Consider the following 23,729-nt stretch of genomic DNA (forward strand, 5'->3'; position numbering starts at 1 on the left):
ATTGTTCTTCAAATTTCTTGGGATTTTAACTTAATGCCGTAGGGAGTTCGTTTAAAAAACTAGATTAGAAAAGCAAGACAAACTCGTTTAGTCTGCAAGTATTAAGGCAGAATCTGAATAAATCGCTTATCAGATTTCTTCAGATTTTGACTTAATACCGCAGAGGACTAGTTTGTATTGCTAGACATAAAAAAGCTTTTCAAACGTGTTTAGCTTAAGGCCGCAGGAAGTTCGTTTGAAAAGCTATATCAGAAAGCAAGACAAACGCGTTTAGTCCGCAAGTATTAAGTTTAATCCTGTGACTTTCAACAAAAAACACGAAAAAATTGTACTATCCTTCAAAAAGTGAGCTTTAAAGGCTGATTTTTGCGGGTATGATACAAATTTTTCGTGTTTTTTAATTTTTAAATTCAAGCTTAAACCTTTTGCAACAAGCTACGAATGGCTGCGATTTTTTTTGCATCCAATTTTTTTAAGCGCAAGCAACTCTTACCCATGTTGCTTTTTTTAAAGACATCCTCATATTTGGGTAATAAGGGTTCCCCCGCTTCTTTAGGGAATAAATACAAATTTACCGTCTTTTCATACTGTTTTAAAGAAACTTTAGGTACGCCATCAGCTTTTAGCGGAAATAGCCAGCCCAAACCAGTAAACTTGCCCACGGTGTATGTTTTACCTTTTTCTTGCAATTCTTCTTCAATAATTTGAATTAATTTTTGATATAACGTATCCATTTCAGCAGCTCTTTTCTATTTGACCCAACTAACCCTTCAAGCCAATATTATTTAGCCAGAGTATAACGTATCTGCCTTGTTTCCCCCGAATTCTTTGCCTTGCTGGGGTAAAATTTAGTTTTTACGTTGTCGCCAAATTGCTAATAATGCCAGAATGCTGCCTAAGCCAAAAGCAAAAATATTACGCAAACTTTTGCCCGTAAATTTACTGCCTGCTCTTTGATTTAGGTTCGGTTCAACGTGGGGGGATAAAACCGGTGGCGTCTTAAGTGTCGGATTAGTAGTATTTTCTACTGTATTGTTTAACACCGTAGCTTGTGGTAGCACTTGTGTGGTTGGGATAACAAAATTCCCACCAATATTCAATGCGAAAAGCACTAAAAAACTCGTTAACAATTTACTCATGCTACCACCCCTTTCACTTTTAAATTCATCTTCATTTATTGTAGCAAAAAGATTAGATTTTTTCTAATCTTAAATTCATTTGTTAGCTGTCAAAATTTTAAATAAAATAAAAAATATTGATTTAATCGCAAACAAAATAAAATTCAGCAATAAATTTCTTTAATCAGATTTTAAAAATAATACCGATATCTTTTCTAATTTTCGTAATCGCAGACAAAAGAGGTTACAATTGTTTCATGTGAAACATTGTCTCTTAAACGTAACAAATTCTTACTAACAAGCATAAGAAAGGAAATAAAATGACATATTCTGTGAGTGAAGGCCTATTTGTGATTTTTATTACTTTAGTGGGAATGGGATTTTTACTGGGACTGACCTGGAAAGTTCCCTTTCAAAAAATAGACTACTTTTTATTAGCTGTCACAATTATCTGCTATGTATTCGATACGATTTGGTGGTGGTTTGACCTCCATTTTAAATGGAGTGATTGGTATTTTACATTTCACGGTCACAGGGAACAGGTAACGATTTTCTTTATTGTCGCCGCGATTAGTTTTTGTTCTTTAATTGTGCTTCGTTTTAAAAAAATAAAAAAAATCTGAATAAAAAAACCGGCGTGCTGACTATTGAAGTAGACAGATACGCCGGACTATTTATTTTAATGTTCTGGTGCTGTTGCTTGTGAATGCATGACTTTTAAGCCTGGTAACGTCAGCATCACGGCTAAACTAAGCAAATAGATGACCGACAAGAAAATAATCACGGTCACCAAGGAATAGTGATCCATCAAAAAGCCAATTACAACCGATGAAAAACCACCAATTGCCCGCCCTACATTCATGATGAAATTATTGGCTGTCGCCCGAATCGTGGTCGGATATAAGCTACTGATAATCGCTCCATAACCGCCGTACATGCCATTAATGAAGTAGCCGACAATTACCGCTGCTGCTAGTAGCGTCCATTTATCGTGGGCTAAAACAATTAAAAAGACGGAAGCAGACGAGCAAATCAAAAATACACCATAGGCTAAACGCGGCCCTAATTTATCCATCACCGTGCCAAAGGTCATCATCCCAAGACACATGCCTAAAATTGTACTAATCATCCACAAAGAAGAACCAGAAACAGACAAGTGCAGCTGCTTTTGCATAATAGAAGGCAGCCAGTTCATTAAACCAAAATAACCAGCAATTTGTACTGTGACCATTAAACTTAAACCAACTGTTTGCCAGGCTGTTGCTTTGTCAGCAAAAAGAAGTGAGAATTTTCCTGCGCTTTTATCTTTGTGACTCGCCGCAAATGATTCTGGTTCTTTTAGCCCTTTGCGAATATCCAAAACCAAAAGAACAGGGATAACCCCAATCACGTATAGCATTTTCCAACCTAGTAGCGGAATGATAAGAGAAGCTAAAACGGCGGCCAAAATAGCCCCTACTTGCGCGCCAATTGCAGCTGTTGAGGTTGCGCGTCCCAGATGTTTCTTTGAAAAAGTCTCTGAAATAAGTGACATACAAGCGCCGTATTCACCACCGGCACCAATGCCGGCAATAAAACGGAAAAGATAAACGAGATAAATATTTGAAGCAAAAAACATTAATACCGAAGCTAATGAAAAAATAATGACGGTTTGCGAGAAAACTTTAACGCGACCAAATTTGTCGGCTAAAATACCGAAAATAATGCCCCCTACTAACATACCAAGATTGGTAATCGTAGAGATAAAGCCAGCTTGGGTGCCTGTGATGCCAAAAGTTGTAATCATAGTCGACAAGGAGAAGGATAAAAACATGATATCCATGTTTTCTAGGGCAATCCCCGCTGAGGTAGAAACCAATACTTTTCGTTGATATTTTGACATAAAAAACACCTTTCTTAAATCCGACGCTGACATTTAGCATTTATTTACGACAGTAGAAGGAATTTTGGGCAAAAAAAATTTGTGGCGTTTTACCGCTGCCAATTTTTTTCACATCATTATTTTTCTACCGCGCCATAAACGGCTGAAGGTGCGTGGGATTTTTAAAAGATTTTACCCTTATTTGGCAGAAAAACAAGGCGCTTCTGACATTTCCATGTTAGGTTTTGTTTTTTAAAGTAAATCAGTTTACGTCATTGTCCTAGAAAACTTTCAGAAAATTACCCTTAATTACACATAGCAAAAATCTCATTAAACTTTTTTTCTTCTAATAAAAAAACAAGTGATTTTCTTCTTTGTTTGTGAAGATTTATACAATGATTTCCCTGCGGTATTTACTTCTCTTTGCTCTACCTTGACGCAGCATTTTTTTCTCCGTATGCTTAAAAAAGGAGGTGGAGAAAATGTATTCGATGTTAAAAAAGATTATTACTGAAAAGGACTTGCACCGCCAAATTCGGCTATTGGAGCAGTTACTCCAGCAGCCGCAAGTCACTGCTAAAAAATTGGCACATCACATTGACACGACTGAGCGAACTGTTTTTGCCGATTTACAAATCATGCGGGAAAATTTACCGGCCAATTGGCAAATTGAAACAGATAGTGCAGGCATCGCCTTAAAACCTCAAAAAGACGCCTTAACTAATGAGCTGTGGGAGGTTTTCTTGCCCCATTCCATTAGTGTGCAATTCATTAAAGCACTGTTGTTTCAGCCTGATTTAGCCGTCAAACCTTTTTTGCGCCAGACCGGTGTCTCCTATGAAACGCTAAAACGTCATACGCGTAAAGTAAACACCGCTTTAAAGGATTATCACTTACAAATTAAATTGACTAGTACACAGGCCACTTTTCTGGGAGCAGAAAGTAGTATTCGCCTTTTTTATCACCGTCTCTTAGTCCCTTTTACCCATAATAATTATTTCTTTGTCGATTATGCTGTCCACGAAAGTCATTATTTTGATTTTTTAAATCACGTTTCAAAAGCCCAGATCAAGGCTGAAACAGAAGAAATTTTTGGTGTTTGTTGGTTTTTCATTAACACAATTCGCAATAAAGCGGGCTGTGCCATTAATCAAATTTCTTTTCAAACCGATCCCTTATTTTCCCTTTATATCCCCTTGTTAAAAGATCTTTATCAAAAAGAAGGGGTCTATTTGCAACAAAATGAATTATTTTTTGCTTTTTTCTGCTTTTTGGAAAGCTGGAATTATAACAATACCTTTGGTGTGAAACTAAAGAAAACATTGCAAGAAAACTACGCGAATTTAAGAACAACTATAAAAGAATTCGTGCAGCAATTAGCCTTAAAATTACAAGAACCATCCCTAAAAGATACTTTATTAGCAGAAAACTTGCTACTATTGCTTTTAAAATATGATGAGTCCCCTGAATTATCCGCTCAGTTTGAATCAGATTATCAAAAGGCACTGCCAAAACAAATAACAGCAACTACTAATTTGTACCAAGAAAATTTAGCTTTGCTACACCAACACACAAATGGATTGCCCGCAAAAAAAGAACCGGCCTACCTGCTTCATTTAATGGCCCTTTTGCAACAGCAGGCTCTTTTTTCACTGGATAAAAAAACGCGAACGCTTTATTTTCTTTTCCAAAGTGAGCCGGCTTGGAAAACCTTTGTGGAACAAGAACTCAATGACTATTTAGGCAAGCGTATTATTTTAAAGACCATTGAAGTAACAGATTTAAAGATCTTAAACTTTGGGATTAAAGATTTGATTGTTTCTAACTTTCCTTTAGATAAAGCGCCACTGCCGGTTTTTTATATCTCAACTACCCCAACCAAAAATGAGCTCCGCCAATTAGCCGAGCTCACTTATGAAAGTTATTTATAGTTAGCTTACGTCTTGAACAGCGAAACTTTTAACCCAGCGCCTGGTCAGCCACTTTTCTACTTCAACAATCCCAAATAAAACAGCGACGTTTGTTAAGACGAGTAATTGTTGGGTTAAATTCAAGCTGGTTGTACCGATTAAATTCTGCGCAAATGGTGCAAAGACCACGGTTGTTTGCAACACCAACAAGAGGGCTAGCGAAATAAACAACGCTTTATTTTGCAGCATACTTTTATTAATGGCCGGATTTAACAATTCGCGGCAATTTAACATATATACCGCCTGTGACATGACAATCGTTTGTAATAAAATCGTCTGCTGTAATGCGGTCCCTTCAAATTGCAAAGCAATAAAGTAGGCTGGCAGGACGATCACGCAGGAAACATACACAATTCGAAACAGACTGTAACCATTTAAGATGCCTTCATTTGCTGCTCGCGGCGGACGATTCATCGTGTCTTTGCTGGCTTTTTCAAAACCTAATGCATACGAAAGGGTGATGGTTGTCACCATATTGACCCATAAAATCTGTACGGGTGTCAGCGGTAACGGCTGATTTAATAATAAAGCAATGACGACGATCAACCCTTGTGATAAGGCCGATGGTAAGAAAAAGTTGATGGTTTTTTTCAAGTTATCAAAAATACGGCGTCCTTCTTTTACTGCTTTGGCAATCGTATGGAAATTATCATCTGCTAAAACCATATCCGCGGCCTGCTTTGTGACTTCACTTCCTTTGATCCCCATTGCAATCCCAATATCCGCTTTTTTTAAGGCCGGCGCGTCATTCACCCCGTCACCGGTCATCCCCACAACTTCACCATTATTTTGTAACGCCGTGACAATACGCAACTTGTGATTAGGCGTAGTACGGGCAAAAACATCCACTTTTGTCACGACTTGAGCCAATTGCTCATCGGTTAATTGATCAATCTCAATTCCTTCTAAAACTTGATCCGTATGTTTTAGCCCAATTTCTTTTCCTATCGCTTGGGCGGTATCTTTGTGATCACCGGTAATCATTTTCACTGTAATTTTTGCTGCTTGGGTTTCTTTTACAGCGCGAATGGCACTTTCTTTTGGCGGATCGATGATCCCAGCAATGCCAACAAAATCAAGCTTCGTTAAAACCTCGTGGGTTAATTCTATTTGGGCATCTATTTTTTTAGCCGCAAAGGCCAAGACCCGTTGCCCTTTTTTTGCCAGTTTGGATGCCTTTTTTTGCCACGCGGTTACATCTGCTTGCGATAACTGTGCTTTAGCCAGTAAAACTTCTGGTGCGCCTTTTACAAAGACGATATTTTCTGTTGCCGAAAACGGATGTAATGTTGCCATATATTTGTAGCTAGAGCTAAAGGGTAATTTGCCAATTTGCTTTTTCAAAGTCAAATTTTCAGCCGCCACATACTGCAACAAAGCTAATTCAGTAGGATTCCCTTTTAATTGTGCGACCGCTTGATCGTCTTGTAATTTCAAATCTTGACAGTTATTCATAATCTCCATGAGTAAAGATTCATCATTGCTGCTGGTTTTGACTACAGTCATTTCATTTTTGGTTAACGTTCCGGTTTTATCTGAACAAATCACCGTCATAGATCCTAATGTTTCGACTGAAGGCATGCTTTTGATGATCGCATTTTCTTCGGCCATCTCTTTTACCCCTAAAGATAAAATCATCGTCAAAACTGCCGGTAACCCTTCTGGAATCATGGCAACAATTAAAGCAATCATAGCAGAAAACAATACGTTCATTTCCATACCGTATAGAAATGTCGTAAAGAATACTAGAAATAAAATCAACACCATGATGCCGCGGAAAATTTGCTTATTTAGCTGATGCATTTTTCGAACGAGCGGTGTCGTGGTACCTGTAACAGACTGCAACGCCTGATTAATTTTACCAATTTCTGTGTCATTGCCGGTTGCAACCGCAACTGCCAATGCCGATCCTGCTTGCACCAACGTCCCAGAAAAGACCATGTTCTTTTGATCACCCGCCATTACTTCTTGGGAAATTGCGTCTTCATTTTTTTCTACTGCTTCAGATTCACCGGTTAAAATCGCTTCTTCTACTACGAGCTCGTGGACTTCCACTAAGCGTAAGTCCGCAGGTACCACATCCCCTGCTTTTAAATAGACGATATCTCCGGGCACAATGGAAGTTGTTGCGATCGTTTCTTTTTGTCCGTCAATCAAAACTACTGCCTCTTGACTCATCATCTGCTTTAAGCCATCCAAAGATTCTTCGGCTTTGCGCTCTTGCCAGTAGCCGACAAAACCATTTACCACTACGACAAGTAAAATAATGCTGCCTTCAACATAGTCGCCGGTCACAAATTTTAAAATTGCCGCAAAGAGCAAGACGAGCATCAATAAATCCGTAAAATGTTTTAAAACCTTTTGCCAAGGTTTTACCTGCTTACTTTCTGCAATTTTGTTTTCACCATATTTTGCTAGCTGCTGTTGGCGATTTTTTGTTAAACCAGCAGGGGTACTGTTGAATTTTTGTAAAACTTGTTGGGTCGTTAATTGATACCATTTCATTGGCATATCCTCCTAATAAATATTTTAAGCACTTGCTAATGGCAAGTTCTAGCCGACTGACTTTTATGATGCCCTTTCTTTTTAGGCAAGTTCATCGTAGTTGTGCCAAGTAAAACTCACTTTTTTTTGCTGCTTTATTTGTTGATACCCTTATTATAGGGAGAAAAAAATTTTTAAACCGCCGATAATTTCAGTGGCAACTGAAAAAAATGTGTCGCAGCCTTTGCTGAAAGTTAGCTTAAAAAAATGATCCCAAACAAAAAAGACCTGCGCCTTGTTGGTCACAGATCTTAAAAAAACAGTTTAGTATACTTGCTACTTTGCTCCAACTTTTCAGGTTAATCTTGCAGGACAATCACCTTTCGCCGTCGGTACATTTGCCTTAATAAATAGACGCCAACCACTAAACCAACAGGAAAAATAATGCCCCCTAAAATACCAAACCGCAGCTGATTGTCCGCCGCAGCAGAAACAAAGCCCACTACCGTTGGTCCGATGGAACAGCCCAAATCTCCCGCCAAAGCTAAATAGGCAAATAAAGCTGTGCCGCCATTTGGAATCGTTCTGGCCGTCAAACTAAACGTGCCCGGCCACATAATACCCACTGCCAAACCACTTAACGCACAACCCAAAAAGCCAAAAGGCGCACTGGTGGAAAGACCGATTAACAAATACGATGCCACACATAAAATACCACTGATCGTCATAAAACGCTGCAACGCTAATTTATGACCATATTTCCCATAAAAAATGCGGGATAGTCCCATCATAAAAGCAAATAATAAAGGGCCAGCTAAATCTCCCACCACTTTTGAAACGTGCAACCCTTTTTCAGCAAAAGTTGAGGCCCATTGACTAACCGACTGCTCACTTGCACCAGCACAAACCATCAAACCAAGAAATAACCAGAAGCTTTTCAACTTGAATAATGCTTTAATACTGAGCCCCGCGCCTTCTGCTACTAAAGGACGAAGCGGTACTTTGGTAAAAAACAACGCATTACAAAAAGGCAAAATTGCCCATATCACAGCCAAATAAGGCCAGTTTTCAATCCCTAAAAAGGCAATGAAAATCGTGGAAAGTCCCACGACGCCAACAACACCCCAGCAATAAAAGGAATGCAGTAAACTCATGGTTTTCTCTTTATGATCTGTTGGACAGGCTTCGACAATTGGACTCACTAGTACTTCTAATAAGCCGCCCCCAATCGCATACAAACTCACCGCAGCCAACAGAGCGATAAAAGGTGTGGCAAAAATTATTGGAAAAAGTGCCAATCCCACTAACCCCGCACCAGCAAAAAGATGTGCTGCCACGATGGAAATGCGATAGCCAATTTTATCCACAAAAAAGATTGCCGCAAAATCTATGATTAATTGCAATAAGAAATTAAAGGTTACCAAAAGCGTAATTTGGGTTAAGGGAATATGAAACTGTGTTTGAAAAGTTAAAAATAATAATGGGGCAAAATTATTGACGACCGCTTGCACGATGTAAGCCAAAAAACAGGCGTAAATCGTTTGTTGATAATTTTTCATTTGATCTCCTAGACAAAAGTTCCCACGACACGTGAACTTTATTTTTTTAAAATCGCTTACTTTGACTGTAGCACAGCTTTCAGCAATGCAAAAGACTTTCTTAGCTTTTGTAAAAAAATCCTGCCAGCTCTTATCTGCCAGCGCTTGTAAAATTATCCTCATGGCATCAGCCATAATATTGTGACTAATAAAAAACGCAACAAAAGATTCGCTAGCTTCGCTAAAAATTTGCAACGTTTTGATTTACCGCAAAGTAAAAGCATGCACACATTTTCAACAGCGTCTTTAAGGATGCAAGCGTTAAGTTTGAAAATTTTCTGAAATGGCAGTATGATAACAGTGGAATTTCGTTATCAACTTAGTTGCCTTTCGTAAGCAAACAAAAGAAAGGAGAATGAATATGACATTCTATAACACACAAGTACCTTATCGGGTAACTTTAGACACCAAGTTGAACTTGTTTATCGTTTTTGACCAACGCAACAGTAACCACTTTGCTACCGGTGTAACGATTGAACAAGCGGTTCAAGAATTACAAAAATCTGCATAAGGAGTTCAAATCCCATGGAAGATTCCAGTTATTCTTAAAAAGCAGCTGCAAATTTATGTGCAGGTGCTTTTTTGTTGTCTAAAATTTTAAATTTGCTAAGTTTTCTTTGCAAAAAAGCCGACTCGCTAATAAAGCAGGCTACCTTTCAAACAAGCAGGCTACGTGTGAATTTTTATCTTTTTAAGTCTAAAAAGGCTCGAGGTTATCAGCTGAGACATAAAGATAATCCCAACTACTAACCCAGAGCCTATTTTTGTCTTGTCGCTATTTTTATTTTTCTAAAGGCTTCACTTCAAATTCTGTTTTTTCCAAATTGAAAAGCCCGGTAGAGATCTCGTTGACTTGAGCAAATAAAGCCGTTAGATCACAGTTTTTCTTATCGAAAGTTTTCTTTTCTTTCTGAGTTTGAAAGGTGATCTTCCGCGGTGTTTCTTTGACCGCAATTTTCCTATCGCCTTTTTGATAAATTAGGATATCGTCAAAATCATCCTCTACATAGCTTTGCCGCCACTGGTTTTTTTGCGCCAACGCCATAATTAAAGAAGCCATGTCCAATTCTTCTAACGAGGTGATCGTGCCATCTTCAAAAGTTAAATCATACGTCGCCATGGTAAAAGGCTGACAAGCATTGCAGCCCCCTTGGGTATAAAACTCTTCGCTGGTGATTACTGCTTTCATGTGCATTACTCCTTTTTTACTGATACAGATAATTTTGTTTTATTATACCGCCCTTTATTTTTTTTGAATAGCAGATTTTTTCGTTTGCTTACACGCTAAAAAAACAATCCGCTTTTAGTCGTAAAATCAGTTTTTAAACTAATTTTACGACTAAAAGACGGATCTTGATTAGATATGTGGCTTAGTTTTGCGCAACAAAAACTTTCATACGCTCTAGCGCTTCTGCTAAAATTCCTCTTGGTGTGCCGATATTTAAGCGGACAAAATTTTCACCGTCACTGGCATAATTGGTTCCCGGTTCAATAATGACACCCCCGCTTTTTGCCAATGGTTCGACAATCTCTAAGGCAGTTTTGCCGGTTTTGGAAATATCAATCCACGGCAAGTATGAAGCACTCATTTCCATTAATTCCCAGCCCGGCAAATTTTCGGCAATAAAAGCTTTGGTGTAGCGGTAGTTTTCGCGAATGTAGTCCGTCATAGCTTCCAGCCAATCTTCACATTCATTGTAGGCGGTAATGATTCCTACAACCCCGAATAAATTCGGCGAAGTAATGGAATTCATTTCCAAACGATGACGAAATACCTGCCGTAATTTTTCATTTGGAATAATGGAATAAGAAGTTTTCAAACCGCCTAAGTTAAAACCTTTGTTAGGAGATGTCAACACGATCAGATTATCGTGGTATTCTTTTGGCAGCTGCAAAGCCGAAACAAATTTTCCAGTTAAAATAATTTCTGAATGCACTTCATCACTGACAAAAATTGTGCCGTATTGGCGACATAATTTGGCCACTTTTTCAATTTCTTCTATGTGCCACACGCGACCAGAGGGGTTATGCGGGGAACAAAATAAGAAAACCCGTGGTCGTTTGGTGCGTAATTGTTCTTCTAATAAAGTGTAATCAATTTCATATTGCCCATTGACGATTTCAAGCGTATTGGCCACCACATTAATCCCGTTATGCTCTGCGGCATAACGAAATGGATCGTAAACAGGTGTGTTCATGATCACCGCCTCATTGGGCTGGCAAAAAGCTTGATACAAATAATGAATGGTCGAAACAGTCCCATAAGATAAGGTAATCCATTCTTTTTTAACTTGATTATTGTGGCGGCGTTTATGCCAATTAATGACCGCCTCATAAAATTCATCGTAAGCATAGGTGTAGCCGTATGCACCATTTTGTGCAATTTTCATAAAGGCTGCGTTAATTTCTGGCGCTGCCGGAAAATCCATATCCGCAATCCACATCGGAATACAGTCTTTTGGCGTACCAGGATATTTACTTTGAATAATTTTTTGATCCCATTTTCTCGCATGGTCAATGGTGCGATCTGCCATTTGGTCAAATTGATAGTCAACTTTCATCATGCTGGGCTCACCATAATTTCTTCAATCCCGTTTTTCACCGTCTGTACTTGGGCACCAATAACCACTTGGACATTGTGATCATCTAATTCTACGATTGCCAAAGCGCCCGCTTTTTTCAAGGTTGCTTTATCCATCAAGCTCTTATCTTTTAATTGCAGGCGTAAACGCGTAACACAATTATCCAAGCTGGTAACATTGGCACTGCCACCTAGAGCGTCCAAAATAATACCTGGATCGTAAATCCCATTGCCTTTTGTAAATGTTTTGGGTTTTGCTGTGACACCATCTGCCAACGTAACTTCCTCTTCTTTTTCCCGTCCAGGTGTTTCTAAATTGTGTTTCAAAATGTACCAACGGAAAACAAAGAAGTAAACAGCAAACCAGATGATCCCTACTGGAATCAACAAGTACCATTTTGTTTCATTGCCTTGCATGATCCCAAAAATCAACCAATCTAAAATCCCGCCGTCGGTGTTGCCGATATTTACACCGATTAGACTCATTACCATCAACGCTGCCCCAGACATAACGGAGTGGAATAAATACAATCCTGGTGCTAAGAATAAGAACAAGAATTCAGTCGGTTCTGAAATTCCGGTAACAACCGCCACTAAAACTGCTGAAATTAAAATGCCCTTAATGCCCGGACGATTTTTCTTATAGGCAGTTAAATAAATCGCTAAACAAATGGCAGGTAAACCAAACATAAAGGTTGGCATGAAACCTTGTGAAAGAAAAGCAGTCGCTTGGTGAGATATTGCTTCTCCTGCGTTTAATTGGGCATAAAAAATATTCAATGCCCCTGAAATTGGCTTGCCGTCAACAACTTGAGTCCCGCCAGCTTCTGTGAAACGAACCAATGCAAGTAAAATATGATGCATCCCAAAAGGTTTTAATAATAATACGCCTAACCCATATAAGAACGGACCGAAAATACCCGCACCTTGAATCCCATTGCCCAATGCTTCAATGCCCGATTGCAATACTGGCCAAGTAAAAGGTACCACTAAGCCAACCAAGCCCAAAACTAAAACGCTAACAATTGGAATAAAGCGAATACCGCCAAAGAAAGAAAAGGCATCTGGTAAGCGAATATCTTGGAATTTTTCTTGCAATAGATAGACGATTAGACCAACAATAATCCCACCTAAAACGCCCATTTCAATACTTTGAATACCTAAGACCATGTTTTGGCCGGCAATTTTCATACTAGCAGCATCTGCTAATTCACCACGATAATTCAACAAAAAGTTAATGGATAAATTCATGGCCACATAACCGGCAAAAGCTGAAATGGCGCCTACACCTTTATTGCGTTTGCACATTCCAAAGGGAATTGCCATGGCAAACATAACTGGCAAATAAGTAAAACCAAAGCCACCAACTGTATTCATAAAACTAAAAATAAATTGAATAATATCATTGCCTAAAAAAGGTAATTTTTCAATCATTGCCTCTGAAGTTACCGAACTGCCTAACCCGACTAAAATCCCCATAAAAGCTAGTGTTGAAACGGGGAACATGAAGGTTTTCCCCAACTCTTGTAAAAAGCTTAAAACTTTCGTCCTAAGTGATCGTGATACTGTCGCTGCGTTGCTCATTTTCTTTCCTCCTAATTTTGATTGCTCACTTTTTCAAATTTTTTAAAACAGCTTTTCCACTTTTTTACTTACTCAAAATTGGCATGCAACAATAAAAGTAACCGCTTTAAAAAGTGAAATATAAAAAGACCTAGTCAGAAGGTAGCCTAAAGACAGCAGTCGTCACTGCGTTTTAGAAACCCTTCTGACTAGATCTTGCCTACCGAATAGTAACACTCTAGTTTTGAAGAATGCGATTAATATGAATGGTCAAAAAGACCTTTTCTTCTTTTGGTACTTTGTGGTTAAAAAACGTCTCCAAATATTTGGCGATTTTTTCAGCCCCGGCATAAGCCTGGGGAAAATCATTAATGACTTGATCAAAATAACCGAAATCATCTACTTTTGCCTGCTGCTGCATTCCAAATTCCCGTAATAAGAAATATTTCAGATGCGTCACCAAGCGATGATAATTAATACTGTCATGCTTAAAATCTTGTTGATAGGTTTCATTTAGAATTGCGATCAAATCACGAATTATTTTGTTAAAATCTTGCTCGGAGTGCGTCTTGTCTGCCTGCCAGCGAGCGTTAATGATATGCAGCGCAATAAAACCCGCTTCATCTGCTTGTAAATTAACTTGGGCCCTTTCATTCAAAAGCAAAACTGCCCACGCCCCTAACCGATATTCCGCTGGATAAAACATCTGTACTTCATGAAGTACCGCGTTAGGCAGATATACACCTGTCTTGGCACGTTCAATAGCGAAGCTGATGTGATCTGCTAACGAAAGATAAATTAGATCATTTAGCGGATAATCCAATTGTTCTTTGAAATATTCAATAATCTCAAAAGCCAGACTTGACTCTTCATAACTGATCTTTTCAAATAGTTTTTGGAATTTCTCGTCGATTTGGTTCGTATTGGCAACAAATTTCCGCTCAACTTTTAACGGATCAACTTCATCACCACTTTTTTTGCCGAAAGAAAGGCCATTGCCAATCACAATTGCTTCATGATCGTCATCTAAGACGATTGCCGCACTATTGTTCAGTACTTTAATAACTTTCATGACGGTCCCTTTCTGTTCTGCATGCTCAATTTAACAGAATTTGAAAACGGTGTCAACACCTTTTTGATAACTGTACTGGTACAGTTATTTCGTTACCACCGTTCCAATTTCAGTTGCAAAATTTGAATCTCCTGTTATTTTTAATTCAATTGACTTGATGGCATCCATGTTAGTAAAAATCACCATCACATCATTTTCTTTTTCTTTTTCAGCTAAAAGAGGCAAATTAATCGTCGCTAATTTTGTTTCTGGTGCAACGCTTTGGCCTTCTTTTACGAAAATTTCAAACGGAGCGCCATTTAACTCTACTGTGTCAATGCCAATGTGAATTAAGACGTCTAAACCATTTTTAGTAGTGATCCCAAGAGCGTGTTTTGTCGGAAAAACACTTGATACTGTCCCATTTACTGGTGAATATAATACCCCTGATTTTGGCGTTACCGCAAAACCGTCCCCCATCATTTTTTCTGAGAATACTGGATCACTAACCTGTGCTAATTCTTTTAAAGTACCATTAATTGGATTATAAATTGTTTCACTTTTTTTCTTTTTATTGAAGAACATTTCAATTTCCTACTTTCCTAAAAAGTTTGTAACAAGTATAGTATGCGGTTTCAGATTATGCAAGATAAAAATGGTCCGTGTTTTTTAATTTTGATTGCTAGAACATGATTTATTGGGTTGAAATAATAAAAATAACGCAGATAAGAATACGTGCTCCTGTTTTTTTCGTCCTTTACCTCTATTTTCTACTCACCCCATGAAAAATAACATGTATCTTCATTCAAATGACAATTGCGACATTTGTAACCACTAATTGCAAGGTGTATATTTTTAGTATTCCTTAAAAGAAGGGAGTAAATTTTTGTGAAGAAGAAATTTATTGCACTGCTTTTGCTGATCATTGGCGCGATTACTCTTGGCATTGCCGTGCAACACTATAGTGGACTTTTTTATCAAGCGCCTATTTTAAAAGTGAAGGACGTTCAAAAACAAGATAATCAGCTTACGATCTCTGGCCGTTTAGTCAATCATCACCAGGAAAATATCACAATTAAAGTGGATACCAATGCCGTTTCTGCCCTTACAATTGATTTCAAACAAGGGCAACAGCTTTTACTTAATCACAACAAAGAAGAAATAATTACAGAAAAACAAGACGGGATCGTTGTCTGTCTTTTATTGATTTTTTTGGGCTTTGTTTTGATTTTAGGAGAAGTCGCCGGCATGAGGGCACTCTTAGGGCTGTTACTGAACTTGGCATTGCTTTTTGCCTTACTAAAATTAGATACCTCGTTTTTACAGATACCAACATTAGGCTTGATGTTTATTTACGGTGTCTGCTCCATCATCATTACCTTTTTGGCCAATTACGGCATCAAGGCTTTTCGCAGTGATTTAATCATCACAACTTGCGGCATTGTCTTGGGGGGCTTTTTGATTTGTTTTCTAGCTTTAAAGGCTTTTGAGAACAACGGCATCCGCTTTGAGGAGATGCAATTTTTAACGCGTCCTTATTTAGGTGTTTTTTATGGAAGCTTACTTGTTGGTGGAATTGGCGCAGCTGTTGATATGGTGGTGACATTGGTGTCGTCATTAAAAGAACTTATCTATCAACAACCCACCATCACCCAAAAAGAATTGTTACGCTCTGGACAGCGCATTGCCCAAGATGTCACATCTTCGATGATTAATGTTTTATTATTTGCATATTTGAGCGGTTCAATTCCCATGCTGGTCTTTTATTTAAAAAATGGCTGGCCATTTGTCACAACGTTACAGCTTCATTTATCCCTGGAATTATTGCGCGCTTTTTGTGGTGCCTTTACCATCTTGCTTTCCATTCCCGCAAGTCTTTTATGTGTTATTTTTGAAAGGAGGCGCAAAGCGTGAATGTTTTACTTTTTCTCTTTTTTATTCTTTGTCTCTTAAGTTTTTTGATTTTAGGAAAACCCGCTTTTTACTTAATTACCGGCATTTTTATGACATTATGTCTATTTTTAGTGGCTATTTATTTAATCAGTCGCAACTTTGCTGTTCTGCCGATTTTTCTTGTCGTTTTGCTAGCATTGACGGGAATTATTTTATTTTATACGAATGGTTTTAATCCAAAGACCAAACTCGCTTTTTTCTGCTCGGTCATAACATTTACGTTGATGATTTTACTGATTCCACTCTTAACAAAAAGCATTGCGATTGCTGGTTTCACGCCTGAAGAAATCGACGAACTGGCGACGATGAACTTCGCTGTCCCCATTTCATATCAAGCTCTCACGACAGTTTTAATTATTATGAGTATGGCTGGTGCTGTGATCGATGCGAGCATGGCGGTGGCAAGCTCACTTTACGAGTTACGCTATCAAGGGCAGCTTTTATCTGCCACGGCACTTTTTCAATCAAGCATGAAAGTTGTTAAAGAAATTTTAGGTTCCAGTATTCATACCCTCTTCTTTGCTTTTGTCGCCAATAACCTCGCTTTAATTTTTTGGTTTAGTGATTTGCACTATTCTTTTGAAACACTCATTAACGCCAAAGCTTTTGTAGCAGAGCTTGTGATTAGTATTTTAGCTGGAATTATGACAGTGGCCACACTACCTTTCACTGCTTATTTTGGCGCAAAATTTTTTACCCGCTAACCGCAGCAGCATCAAATAAAAAAGTGGGAAAAGCCGATAGCACCGCTTTCCCCACTTTTTAACCAGCTTGTCGAAAATTGAAATCAAACTTAAACCAAAGCTTTTTCCAATGATTGACAAGGTACACCATCCTCATAATAAATATCCGAACAAATCTTGTAGCCTAATTTTTGATAAAAACCTACCGCCGTCTGTTCGGCATGCACCAAAGAATGAATATAGCCATTTTTCACCCCATAAGCTTCGATTGCTTTCATGATCTTGGCTCCTAAATTTTGTTTGCGATACGCTTTTAAAGTAGCGATTCGCGTAGGACGAATCGTTTTTTCATCTTCAATAACAATTCGACCAGTTGCGACTGGCAAATTTTCATCGTAGACAACCGCATAAACACGTTCCGGCGTATCGAGATTGTCAAACTCTTCTGCTAACGGAATATTTCGTTCCAAAACAAAGACTTCCATGCGGATAAAACAACTTGCTGCCCGTTGAAAGTTTTCATTGCCAAGCTTTAGTTCCATGAAAAAACCTACTTTCTTTTTGTAATTTTTTTCGCTTAGCTTTAGCATAACAAAAAAAACGCCGAAGCAAAAATTTAACTCCTTTTTACTAAAGTAAACGCAGCACTAAGATTTTCCGCACATAGTCTGAGGAAAATATCGGACTTTTGGCCGATTAAAACAACCGTTATCCTTGCTATGATAAATCCATAGAAAAAAAGAGAGCCGCTAGCTACTTACGAACAGGAAAAGTTGGTTTTAGAATCACTTTTGGCAGCTGACGCAAGCTTTTAAATAAATGGAGGAGTTATTATGGAAAATAATTCAATGTTAATGCGCATTTTGATGTTTATTGGTTTCCTTTTTGTCGCAGGGATCATTTTGAATTTAGTGTTGGGGATTGCAGGTTCATTAATTGCATTGGTCTTTCGTTTTGGGATTCCTTTATTAATTGCAATTGTGATCGTCCGCTTTTTAACCGGCACTTCTACAAAACGCAACAACCGCCGCTATTACTAAGAAAAGCGGAACAAACTACGCTTAGCTCTCAAAAAATAAGAATGAGATTTTCAGAAATTGTTCCTCAAATTTTTGAAAATTTCGACTTATTTCTTGGAGAGCTAGTTTGTGAAGCTAGTTCGAAAAGTCAGCTTGTACTAATAAATCAAAGCAATATTTTTTCACAAGAAAAAAAATATTACTCCCTTTAAAAAAAGAGCACCTCAAAATTAGGCTTTAACCTAGTTTTGAGGCGCTCTTTTTTTAAGAATTAAATTTTTAGCCTAGTGCTACATCTAAAATCATCATGATCATAAAGCCTAACATGGTACCAAACACCGCAAAATGGCGATGGCTGGAGCTTTCTTGTTGTGCTTCTGGGATGAGTTCTTCTACCACGACATAAATCATTGCACCAGCTGCAAAAGCTAAAGCATAAGGTAAAATGGCGGTCATTCTTGAAACTAAAATTGCGCCAATGACCCCGGCAATTGGTTCGACGATTCCTGATGCTTGTCCGTAAATAAATGCTTTTGTCCGACTAAGTCCTTCTTGCCGTAACGGAATTGACACTGCTGCGCCTTCTGGAAAGTTTTGGATCCCAATTCCCAAAGCAACGGATATGGCAGCTAAGACTGCAGCTGTTGGATTATCAGCACTGGCCGCTGCGCCAAATGCCACACCTACAGCTAATCCTTCTGGAATATTGTGAAGCGTAATTGAAAAGACCAATAAAATAGTCCGTTTTAAATGTGTTGGCAATCCTTCTTGCTCATGATCTGGCCCAAAGTGCATATGGGGAATCGTCTTGTCGGCTATGTATAAAAATAAGCCCCCTGCCCCAAAACCAATCGCTACAACTAACCAAGGAAATTGCGAGCCGTTTTCTTCTGCTCGTGCAATTGCCGGATCAAGTAATGACCAAAAACTGGCCGCAATCATTACCCCAGAGGCAAATCCGAGCATCAAATTTAAAACATCCTTTTTGATTTCCTTAAAGAAAAAAACCAACGCCGCCCCAAGTGCTGTCATAAAATAAGTAAAGGCCGTTCCCGTTAAGGCTTGTTGCCAGGGTTGCAGTTGTAAAATCCAATTCAGCACAAAAAAACCTCCCGTTCTTTTTATTTAACTGTAGCATAAAAAGAACAGGAGAGCGACTATTTTACTATTCATCTAAACTGCTTACTCTTAGCGAAATGCCACCAAAATATGCGTGATACCCCACATCATAAAGTAAAAACCAACTAGAAAACTTAACGTTAAAGCAGAAGAAACCGGATTAAATAATAACATGAAACCAACGATGACTCCCAAAATATTAACAATTAGCGAAAACCAGAAATAGCCGTTGTTCAGTTTTCTGGCAGCTTCTAAACCAAATAAACCAAAAATCGAATCCACGATAAACCAAATCGCAAATACAAACGGCAATGCCAAAATGCTGGCTTGCATATTCCACAACAAGAAAATTCCGATTAAAATATCTAATGCCCCAACCAAAATGGGCATTTTTGCTTTATAACCAGTTAAATCTTTAAACCGGTTCCGCAAGAATATTTCAAAAATCCCTTTCAAAATTGCCAGTACACCAAAGACAATGACAATTGCAACGAGATTGCCAACAGGATCACGAAAAGACATTAATGACACAATAATAAATAAAATACCTAAGATCAAAGAACCCCAGTCAAAACTTCTTTTTTCCATTACAATTCACCTTCCTTTTTTAATGTCCAGATGTAGCGCCACGCCAAAAATTGCGGCACCATATCGCTTATCTACATTAATAATGTTACGCTTGTGATTGAAAACGGTCAAAAGTTAAGCTTTTTTTGCAGGGAATTGATTTTGAGTAAAAGAATAGATTTGAAGTATAGCGCTTTATTGGATTCCTTTTCTTAAAGTGTATGCCTTTACTTGTAATTGTCCAGATATTTCGATTACAAGGGTCCCTATTAATTCACACTTATTTGTGAAAGTATGTTGTCCATCATTGATAAAAAGCTCAGTTAAACCCGAATCCAAAAATAAGCGTAATTCAGATACTTTATCTATTTTTTGGGACTGTCTGACATTTCTCAAAGAGTCAAAAAATGAAATTTCAATCTTTTGATCTTGATAGCTAATTTGATAGCTACTCCCTTCTATTTTAGAAGTTATTCTCAACAAAAAATTCGAATGTCTATTTAAAGGTGTCATCCTAATCTCGGAGTAATCTTCAATAGTATCAAAAGGCAGTAAAGCTTTTTCGTCGGTCCGCAATTGTTGCAACTCTGGCAGTGGTGCAAATAATAGTTTTCCATTCTTATTTTTTACAACACGCGGGAGTGTTAATGCCCCAACTTGTTTTTTTAATTCTTGTTCCTGAAGTCCTGGCATCCCAAACCAAGCAAACATAATTCTTCTTTTTTCAATCGGGTCCCAAAAAGTTTGCGGTGCATAGAAATCTTGGCCCAAATCAATCAAGTTCAATTCATAGCCCTCTAACGTCTGGTTAAAGCCAAAATCTCCTTGAAGATAAACTGAAGCAAACCCATTAATTCCTGCATCTTGCATCCCTTTAGGTGACACAATCAAGAACGTATCACCTTCTATTTCAAAATAATCAGGACATTCCCACATTATGCCGTCTTTTTTTTGCGCAATAGCTAATTTTCTTTGATATTGCCAATTGTCGAAGGTCTCACCCATACGATAAAGATTGACTTGACCGCGGTTTTCCTTGGATTCTCCGCCGATAACAGCATAGATGTTCTTTTCATTTTTCCAAATTTTTGGATCTCGAAACCGATTTGTATTGTCTTCAGGTGGATTTTCAATTACAGGATTATTACTTACTTTTTGAAAATTTATGCCGTCTTCAGAAAAAGCAAGACATTGAGATTCTTTATAACTATCGGATAAATTTTGATGTCCAGTATACATCAAAAATAACTTATCATTAAGTTCTATGGCACTACCAGAATAGCACCCATCACAGTCATAATCTTGATCAGGCCTTAAAGCAAAATCTTCTTCTTGCCAATCTAATAGATTTTCAGAAGAAACATGGCCCCAGTAACTTTTCCCAGGTTGATTGGCAAAAGGATTACTCTGAAAAAAGACATGGTATTTGCCTTTAAACCAACAAAGGCCATTCGGATCATTTAACCAGCCTTGCTTAGGAGAGATATGGTAATTATAACGATACTTAACTTCATCTTTTATAAACATTGCAATTCTTCCTATCTTTGAATTCAGAAATAGACTCCTTTTCTTTCAATAAAATCAAGTACAGATACTTACTCGATTCTATTGAAAAGATTAGAGCCTATGCCTTTTATTCTTTATTCATTTTCTGTGTTTACATTTTCCATCATTTTTTCTTTGAAAGAGCTCGGTTTTCCTATTTCCAATAAATATGGTGTAATTTCAGTTATTTTTTTAATTTGCCGTTGATAGTTAACTGCCTCGACTAAAAGCGGCATGCTAACGCCAGCGATAATTTCAAAATCCTGCTCTAACGTGGCTGCTCTTTTAGCAGCTTCATTAAATGGGGTTCCATATAGTAAATCTGTAAAAATTAGTACATCATGTGTTCCAATTTGTTGAAACACATGATCCATTTCAGCTTGAAAAGCAACCAATCCACGTTCATCAATACTAATTGTTGTAACATCGATATCATTTGAAAAAAAGAATTTTAGTGATTCTTTCATCGCACCAGCAAGCGGACCATGACTTGCAACAACTATTTTATACATACCAATCCCCCTTATATGACATCTTTCAAGTAAATCGTATTGTCACCAGGAACCATAATTGTAGTGATTTCAACGTCTTGATCAATTAATTGGCGAAATGCTTGTTCTTCTTGTGGATTTATACTTACAGTTGGGCGGACGTGTCGTGTCCCTTCTCGTACTGACATATTTCCAACATTAACTTTTTTAATTGGTAATCCTAAATTAATTAAATCTACGAGATCTACGGGACTCTTGACTACAATTAAAACTTTCTGTCCACGATATTTATTACTTTTAATATTTGTCGCCGCTGTTTCTTTAGAAATAATTGATGTCGCAACATTAGGTGGTGCTGCCATTCGCAAAACTGTTTTTTGCACATCATTTTTAGCAATTTCGTCATTAATAACCATAATTCGAGTTGCACCTAACTCGTTGGTCCATTGTGTCGCAACTTGACCATGAATTAAACGGTCATCTATTCGAATATGAATAATTCCTTCCATCTTTAACACCTCATTTATTTATTTTAAAATTCCTGTTACATAACATAAAACAGATAAAGCCATAATCAAAAGAATGATATAAATCGGCTTAACTTTTTTTCCTAATAAATAATATACTGCAAATACTAAAATAGCTGGAATTAGCCCTGGCATGATTTGATTTAAGATATCATCCCCGGTCATTTTTAAATCCCCTTGCTTAAAAGTAAACGCCATATTCGCTTTAATAACAGTTGGAATTAATGCTCCCACAACCATCAAACCAAGGATTGCAACACTTTCTGTAATAGCTTTTAATTTAGTTTCAATTGAAGATAGTAAACTTGTACCCGATTTTAAGCCTGCTTTAAATAAAGGAATACCTAAAGCTTTTAACAACCACGTTACAATTACCCAAATGGCGATACCAACAACGCTACCTTCTAAAGCCATATTAGCCGCAATAGCACCAAAAATTGTCCAAGGAATTACAACAAAAACACTATCGCCTAAACCCGCTAGCGGTCCCATTAATCCTGTTTTTAAAGCTGCAATCGTATCGAGTGCACTCTTTTTTTCAACTTCTTCAATTCCCATATTTACACCCATTACATATGGTGCAACATAAGGGCTAGTATTAAAAAATTGTAAGTGAGTTTTGACAGCTTGTTTCAAACCTTCTGGATCATCTTTATAGTTTTCTCTTAAAAATGGCATCATAGAATAACAGTATGCTAACCCCATCATTTTTTCATAGTTCAATGAAGCGCCGCCGTTTAACATCCAACGGAACAAGACACGATTTTTTGTTTTTTGACTAACTTCTTTATTCATCTTCATCCATTCCTCCTGCTGTTTGTACATTTGCACCTTCTGCACTATTTTTCTTAAATAAGATTAAAGCAATTGCAGCACCTAAAAGTGCTACTCCAAGAATTGGCATATTCAAATACACTGCACCGACAAACCCTATGATTAGATAGCCAAAGTAAGCTTTTACTGGTAAGTAACGCAACAATAAACCAATACCTAATGCAGGTAACAAGCCACCAGCAACAGTTAGGCCCCCTGTTAGCCATTCAGGAATATACTCAATTACTTTTCCTACTACTGTTGGCCCTACAATAACTGTTAGTAAAACCGGAATTCCAGATGTCAGCATCGTATTCGCTACACCACACAAATGCATTAATTCAACCTTCTTAAAATCTCCAGCAGTCGCAAATTTCTCCGCTTTATTTTGAAAGAAAATATTCGTCGTCCATTTTAAAACATCTAGTTGAACCATTAACATAGCGACAGGAATAGCTAATGTAATTCCGATAGAAGCGTTTTGTCCCGTAGTGATTGCGATATAACTCCCAACCAACGCCGCCGTCTGATAATCCGGAACAGAAGCACCGCCAAAGCTTGAAATTCCTAACGTCATTAATTGCAATGTTCCACCAATATATAACCCAGTTTTTACATCCCCTAAAATCAAACCAATAATAAGACCTGCCGTAACGGGTTGCGAAGTTCCCAACATCGTGCCGTTTTTATCGTAGTTAATGAAAAACCCATATACCACGATTAAAATAATTTGCCATAACTGTACGTCCATTTTTCTTCCTCCTTAATCTTGTTAACTTATATAAA

The 23,729-nt window shown here is 37.8% G+C and carries 24 protein-coding genes; 6 read left to right on the top strand and 18 right to left on the bottom strand.

The window, feature by feature from the left end; genetic code table 11:
• Positions 1–416: 416 nt before the first annotated feature.
• Both K4422_RS05555 and K4422_RS05560 read right to left on the bottom strand, forming a co-directional pair.
• Positions 417–734, bottom strand: coding sequence for a hypothetical protein (locus K4422_RS05555; RefSeq protein WP_206903049.1), 318 nt, complete (start codon positions 732–734; stop codon positions 417–419).
• 114 nt (positions 735–848) lie between these two features.
• Positions 849–1,139 carry a hypothetical protein gene (locus K4422_RS05560; RefSeq protein WP_230709663.1) on the bottom strand — a complete coding sequence of 97 codons (291 nt, stop codon included), beginning with the start codon at positions 1,137–1,139 and terminating at the stop codon, positions 849–851.
• Between the two features lie 299 nt (positions 1,140–1,438).
• Between K4422_RS05560 and K4422_RS05565 the strand changes: the two genes are divergently transcribed.
• On the top strand, positions 1,439–1,741 hold the full coding sequence (locus tag K4422_RS05565; RefSeq protein WP_230709665.1) for a hypothetical protein: 303 nt from the start codon (positions 1,439–1,441) through the stop codon (positions 1,739–1,741).
• A gap of 56 nt (positions 1,742–1,797) precedes the next feature.
• Here K4422_RS05565 and K4422_RS05570 read toward each other — a convergent pair whose 3' ends face one another.
• Positions 1,798–3,000, bottom strand: coding sequence for an MFS transporter (locus K4422_RS05570; protein WP_230709666.1), 1,203 nt, complete (start codon positions 2,998–3,000; stop codon positions 1,798–1,800).
• A gap of 470 nt (positions 3,001–3,470) precedes the next feature.
• Between K4422_RS05570 and K4422_RS05575 the strand changes: the two genes are divergently transcribed.
• Complete coding sequence (locus tag K4422_RS05575) at positions 3,471–4,910, top strand: helix-turn-helix domain-containing protein (protein ID WP_230709921.1); 1,440 nt, start codon at positions 3,471–3,473, stop codon at positions 4,908–4,910.
• On the opposite strand, the gene K4422_RS05580 is transcribed toward K4422_RS05575, so the two are convergent.
• Entirely contained in the window at positions 4,911–7,454 is a 2,544-nt protein-coding gene (locus K4422_RS05580) for an HAD-IC family P-type ATPase (RefSeq protein ID WP_230709667.1), read from the bottom strand. It lies immediately after the preceding gene.
• Between the two features lie 338 nt (positions 7,455–7,792).
• On the bottom strand, positions 7,793–8,992 hold the full coding sequence (locus tag K4422_RS05585; RefSeq protein ID WP_230709671.1) for an MFS transporter: 1,200 nt from the start codon (positions 8,990–8,992) through the stop codon (positions 7,793–7,795).
• A gap of 400 nt (positions 8,993–9,392) precedes the next feature.
• On the opposite strand from K4422_RS05585, the gene K4422_RS05590 reads away from it, so the two are divergent.
• Positions 9,393–9,542: a hypothetical protein gene (locus K4422_RS05590; protein ID WP_173102006.1), complete on the top strand. Its 150-nt coding sequence runs from the start codon at positions 9,393–9,395 to the stop codon at positions 9,540–9,542.
• Between the two features lie 270 nt (positions 9,543–9,812).
• Here K4422_RS05590 and K4422_RS05595 read toward each other — a convergent pair whose 3' ends face one another.
• The 5 genes from K4422_RS05595 to K4422_RS05615 all read right to left on the bottom strand — a co-directional run bounded on the left by K4422_RS05595 (position 9,813) and on the right by K4422_RS05615 (position 14,811).
• The gene (locus K4422_RS05595; protein WP_230709674.1) at positions 9,813–10,220 is read right to left on the bottom strand and encodes a DUF4809 family protein; all 408 of its coding nucleotides are present in this window, start codon (positions 10,218–10,220) and stop codon (positions 9,813–9,815) included.
• A 181-nt stretch (positions 10,221–10,401) separates the two neighbouring features.
• Complete coding sequence (locus K4422_RS05600) at positions 10,402–11,595, bottom strand: MalY/PatB family protein (protein ID WP_230709675.1); 1,194 nt, start codon at positions 11,593–11,595, stop codon at positions 10,402–10,404.
• Positions 11,592–13,196, bottom strand: coding sequence for a maltose/glucose-specific PTS transporter subunit IIBC (gene malX, locus K4422_RS05605; protein ID WP_206903041.1), 1,605 nt, complete (start codon positions 13,194–13,196; stop codon positions 11,592–11,594). The genes K4422_RS05600 and malX overlap by 4 nt, the downstream gene beginning before the upstream one ends.
• 217 nt (positions 13,197–13,413) lie before the next feature.
• Positions 13,414–14,247 (bottom strand): PRD domain-containing protein, encoded by an 834-nt coding sequence (locus K4422_RS05610; RefSeq protein WP_206903040.1) that lies wholly within the window; start codon positions 14,245–14,247, stop codon positions 13,414–13,416.
• Between the two features lie 84 nt (positions 14,248–14,331).
• Positions 14,332–14,811 (bottom strand): PTS sugar transporter subunit IIA, encoded by a 480-nt coding sequence (locus K4422_RS05615; RefSeq protein ID WP_230709678.1) that lies wholly within the window; start codon positions 14,809–14,811, stop codon positions 14,332–14,334.
• Between the two features lie 303 nt (positions 14,812–15,114).
• Between K4422_RS05615 and K4422_RS05620 the strand changes: the two genes are divergently transcribed.
• Positions 15,115–16,140: a YibE/F family protein gene (locus tag K4422_RS05620; protein WP_230709679.1), complete on the top strand. Its 1,026-nt coding sequence runs from the start codon at positions 15,115–15,117 to the stop codon at positions 16,138–16,140.
• A complete protein-coding gene (locus K4422_RS05625; RefSeq protein ID WP_230709682.1) occupies positions 16,137–16,883 on the top strand; it encodes a YibE/F family protein in 747 nt (248 codons plus the stop codon). The genes K4422_RS05620 and K4422_RS05625 overlap by 4 nt, the downstream gene beginning before the upstream one ends.
• Before the next feature lie 89 nt (positions 16,884–16,972).
• On the opposite strand, the gene K4422_RS05630 is transcribed toward K4422_RS05625, so the two are convergent.
• Positions 16,973–17,404, bottom strand: coding sequence for a GNAT family N-acetyltransferase (locus K4422_RS05630; RefSeq protein WP_206903036.1), 432 nt, complete (start codon positions 17,402–17,404; stop codon positions 16,973–16,975).
• Positions 17,405–17,695: 291 nt separating this feature from the next.
• Between K4422_RS05630 and K4422_RS05635 the strand changes: the two genes are divergently transcribed.
• The gene (locus K4422_RS05635) at positions 17,696–17,902 is read left to right on the top strand and encodes a hypothetical protein (RefSeq protein WP_206903035.1); all 207 of its coding nucleotides are present in this window, start codon (positions 17,696–17,698) and stop codon (positions 17,900–17,902) included.
• Between the two features lie 258 nt (positions 17,903–18,160).
• On the opposite strand, the gene K4422_RS05640 is transcribed toward K4422_RS05635, so the two are convergent.
• From K4422_RS05640 to K4422_RS05670, 7 genes are all read right to left on the bottom strand, one after another.
• Entirely contained in the window at positions 18,161–18,982 is an 822-nt protein-coding gene (locus K4422_RS05640; protein ID WP_206903034.1) for a ZIP family metal transporter, read from the bottom strand.
• A gap of 87 nt (positions 18,983–19,069) precedes the next feature.
• On the bottom strand, positions 19,070–19,588 hold the full coding sequence (locus tag K4422_RS05645; protein ID WP_230709683.1) for an HdeD family acid-resistance protein: 519 nt from the start codon (positions 19,586–19,588) through the stop codon (positions 19,070–19,072).
• A 174-nt stretch (positions 19,589–19,762) separates the two neighbouring features.
• Complete coding sequence (locus K4422_RS05650; protein ID WP_230709684.1) at positions 19,763–21,094, bottom strand: glycoside hydrolase family 32 protein; 1,332 nt, start codon at positions 21,092–21,094, stop codon at positions 19,763–19,765.
• A 113-nt stretch (positions 21,095–21,207) separates the two neighbouring features.
• Positions 21,208–21,624: a PTS sugar transporter subunit IIA gene (locus tag K4422_RS05655; protein WP_230709685.1), complete on the bottom strand. Its 417-nt coding sequence runs from the start codon at positions 21,622–21,624 to the stop codon at positions 21,208–21,210.
• Positions 21,625–21,635: 11 nt separating this feature from the next.
• Positions 21,636–22,112: a PTS system mannose/fructose/N-acetylgalactosamine-transporter subunit IIB gene (locus K4422_RS05660; protein WP_230709686.1), complete on the bottom strand. Its 477-nt coding sequence runs from the start codon at positions 22,110–22,112 to the stop codon at positions 21,636–21,638.
• Between the two features lie 18 nt (positions 22,113–22,130).
• Positions 22,131–22,925 carry a PTS system mannose/fructose/sorbose family transporter subunit IID gene (locus K4422_RS05665; RefSeq protein ID WP_230709923.1) on the bottom strand — a complete coding sequence of 265 codons (795 nt, stop codon included), beginning with the start codon at positions 22,923–22,925 and terminating at the stop codon, positions 22,131–22,133.
• Positions 22,918–23,694, bottom strand: coding sequence for a PTS mannose/fructose/sorbose/N-acetylgalactosamine transporter subunit IIC (locus tag K4422_RS05670; protein WP_230709687.1), 777 nt, complete (start codon positions 23,692–23,694; stop codon positions 22,918–22,920). The genes K4422_RS05665 and K4422_RS05670 overlap by 8 nt, the downstream gene beginning before the upstream one ends.
• Between the last annotated feature and the right edge of the window lie 35 nt (positions 23,695–23,729).

Origin of the sequence: Enterococcus sp. SMC-9, assembly GCF_021011285.1 — a bacterium.
Taxonomy (GTDB): Bacteria; Bacillota; Bacilli; order Lactobacillales; family Enterococcaceae; genus Enterococcus_C; species Enterococcus_C montenegrensis.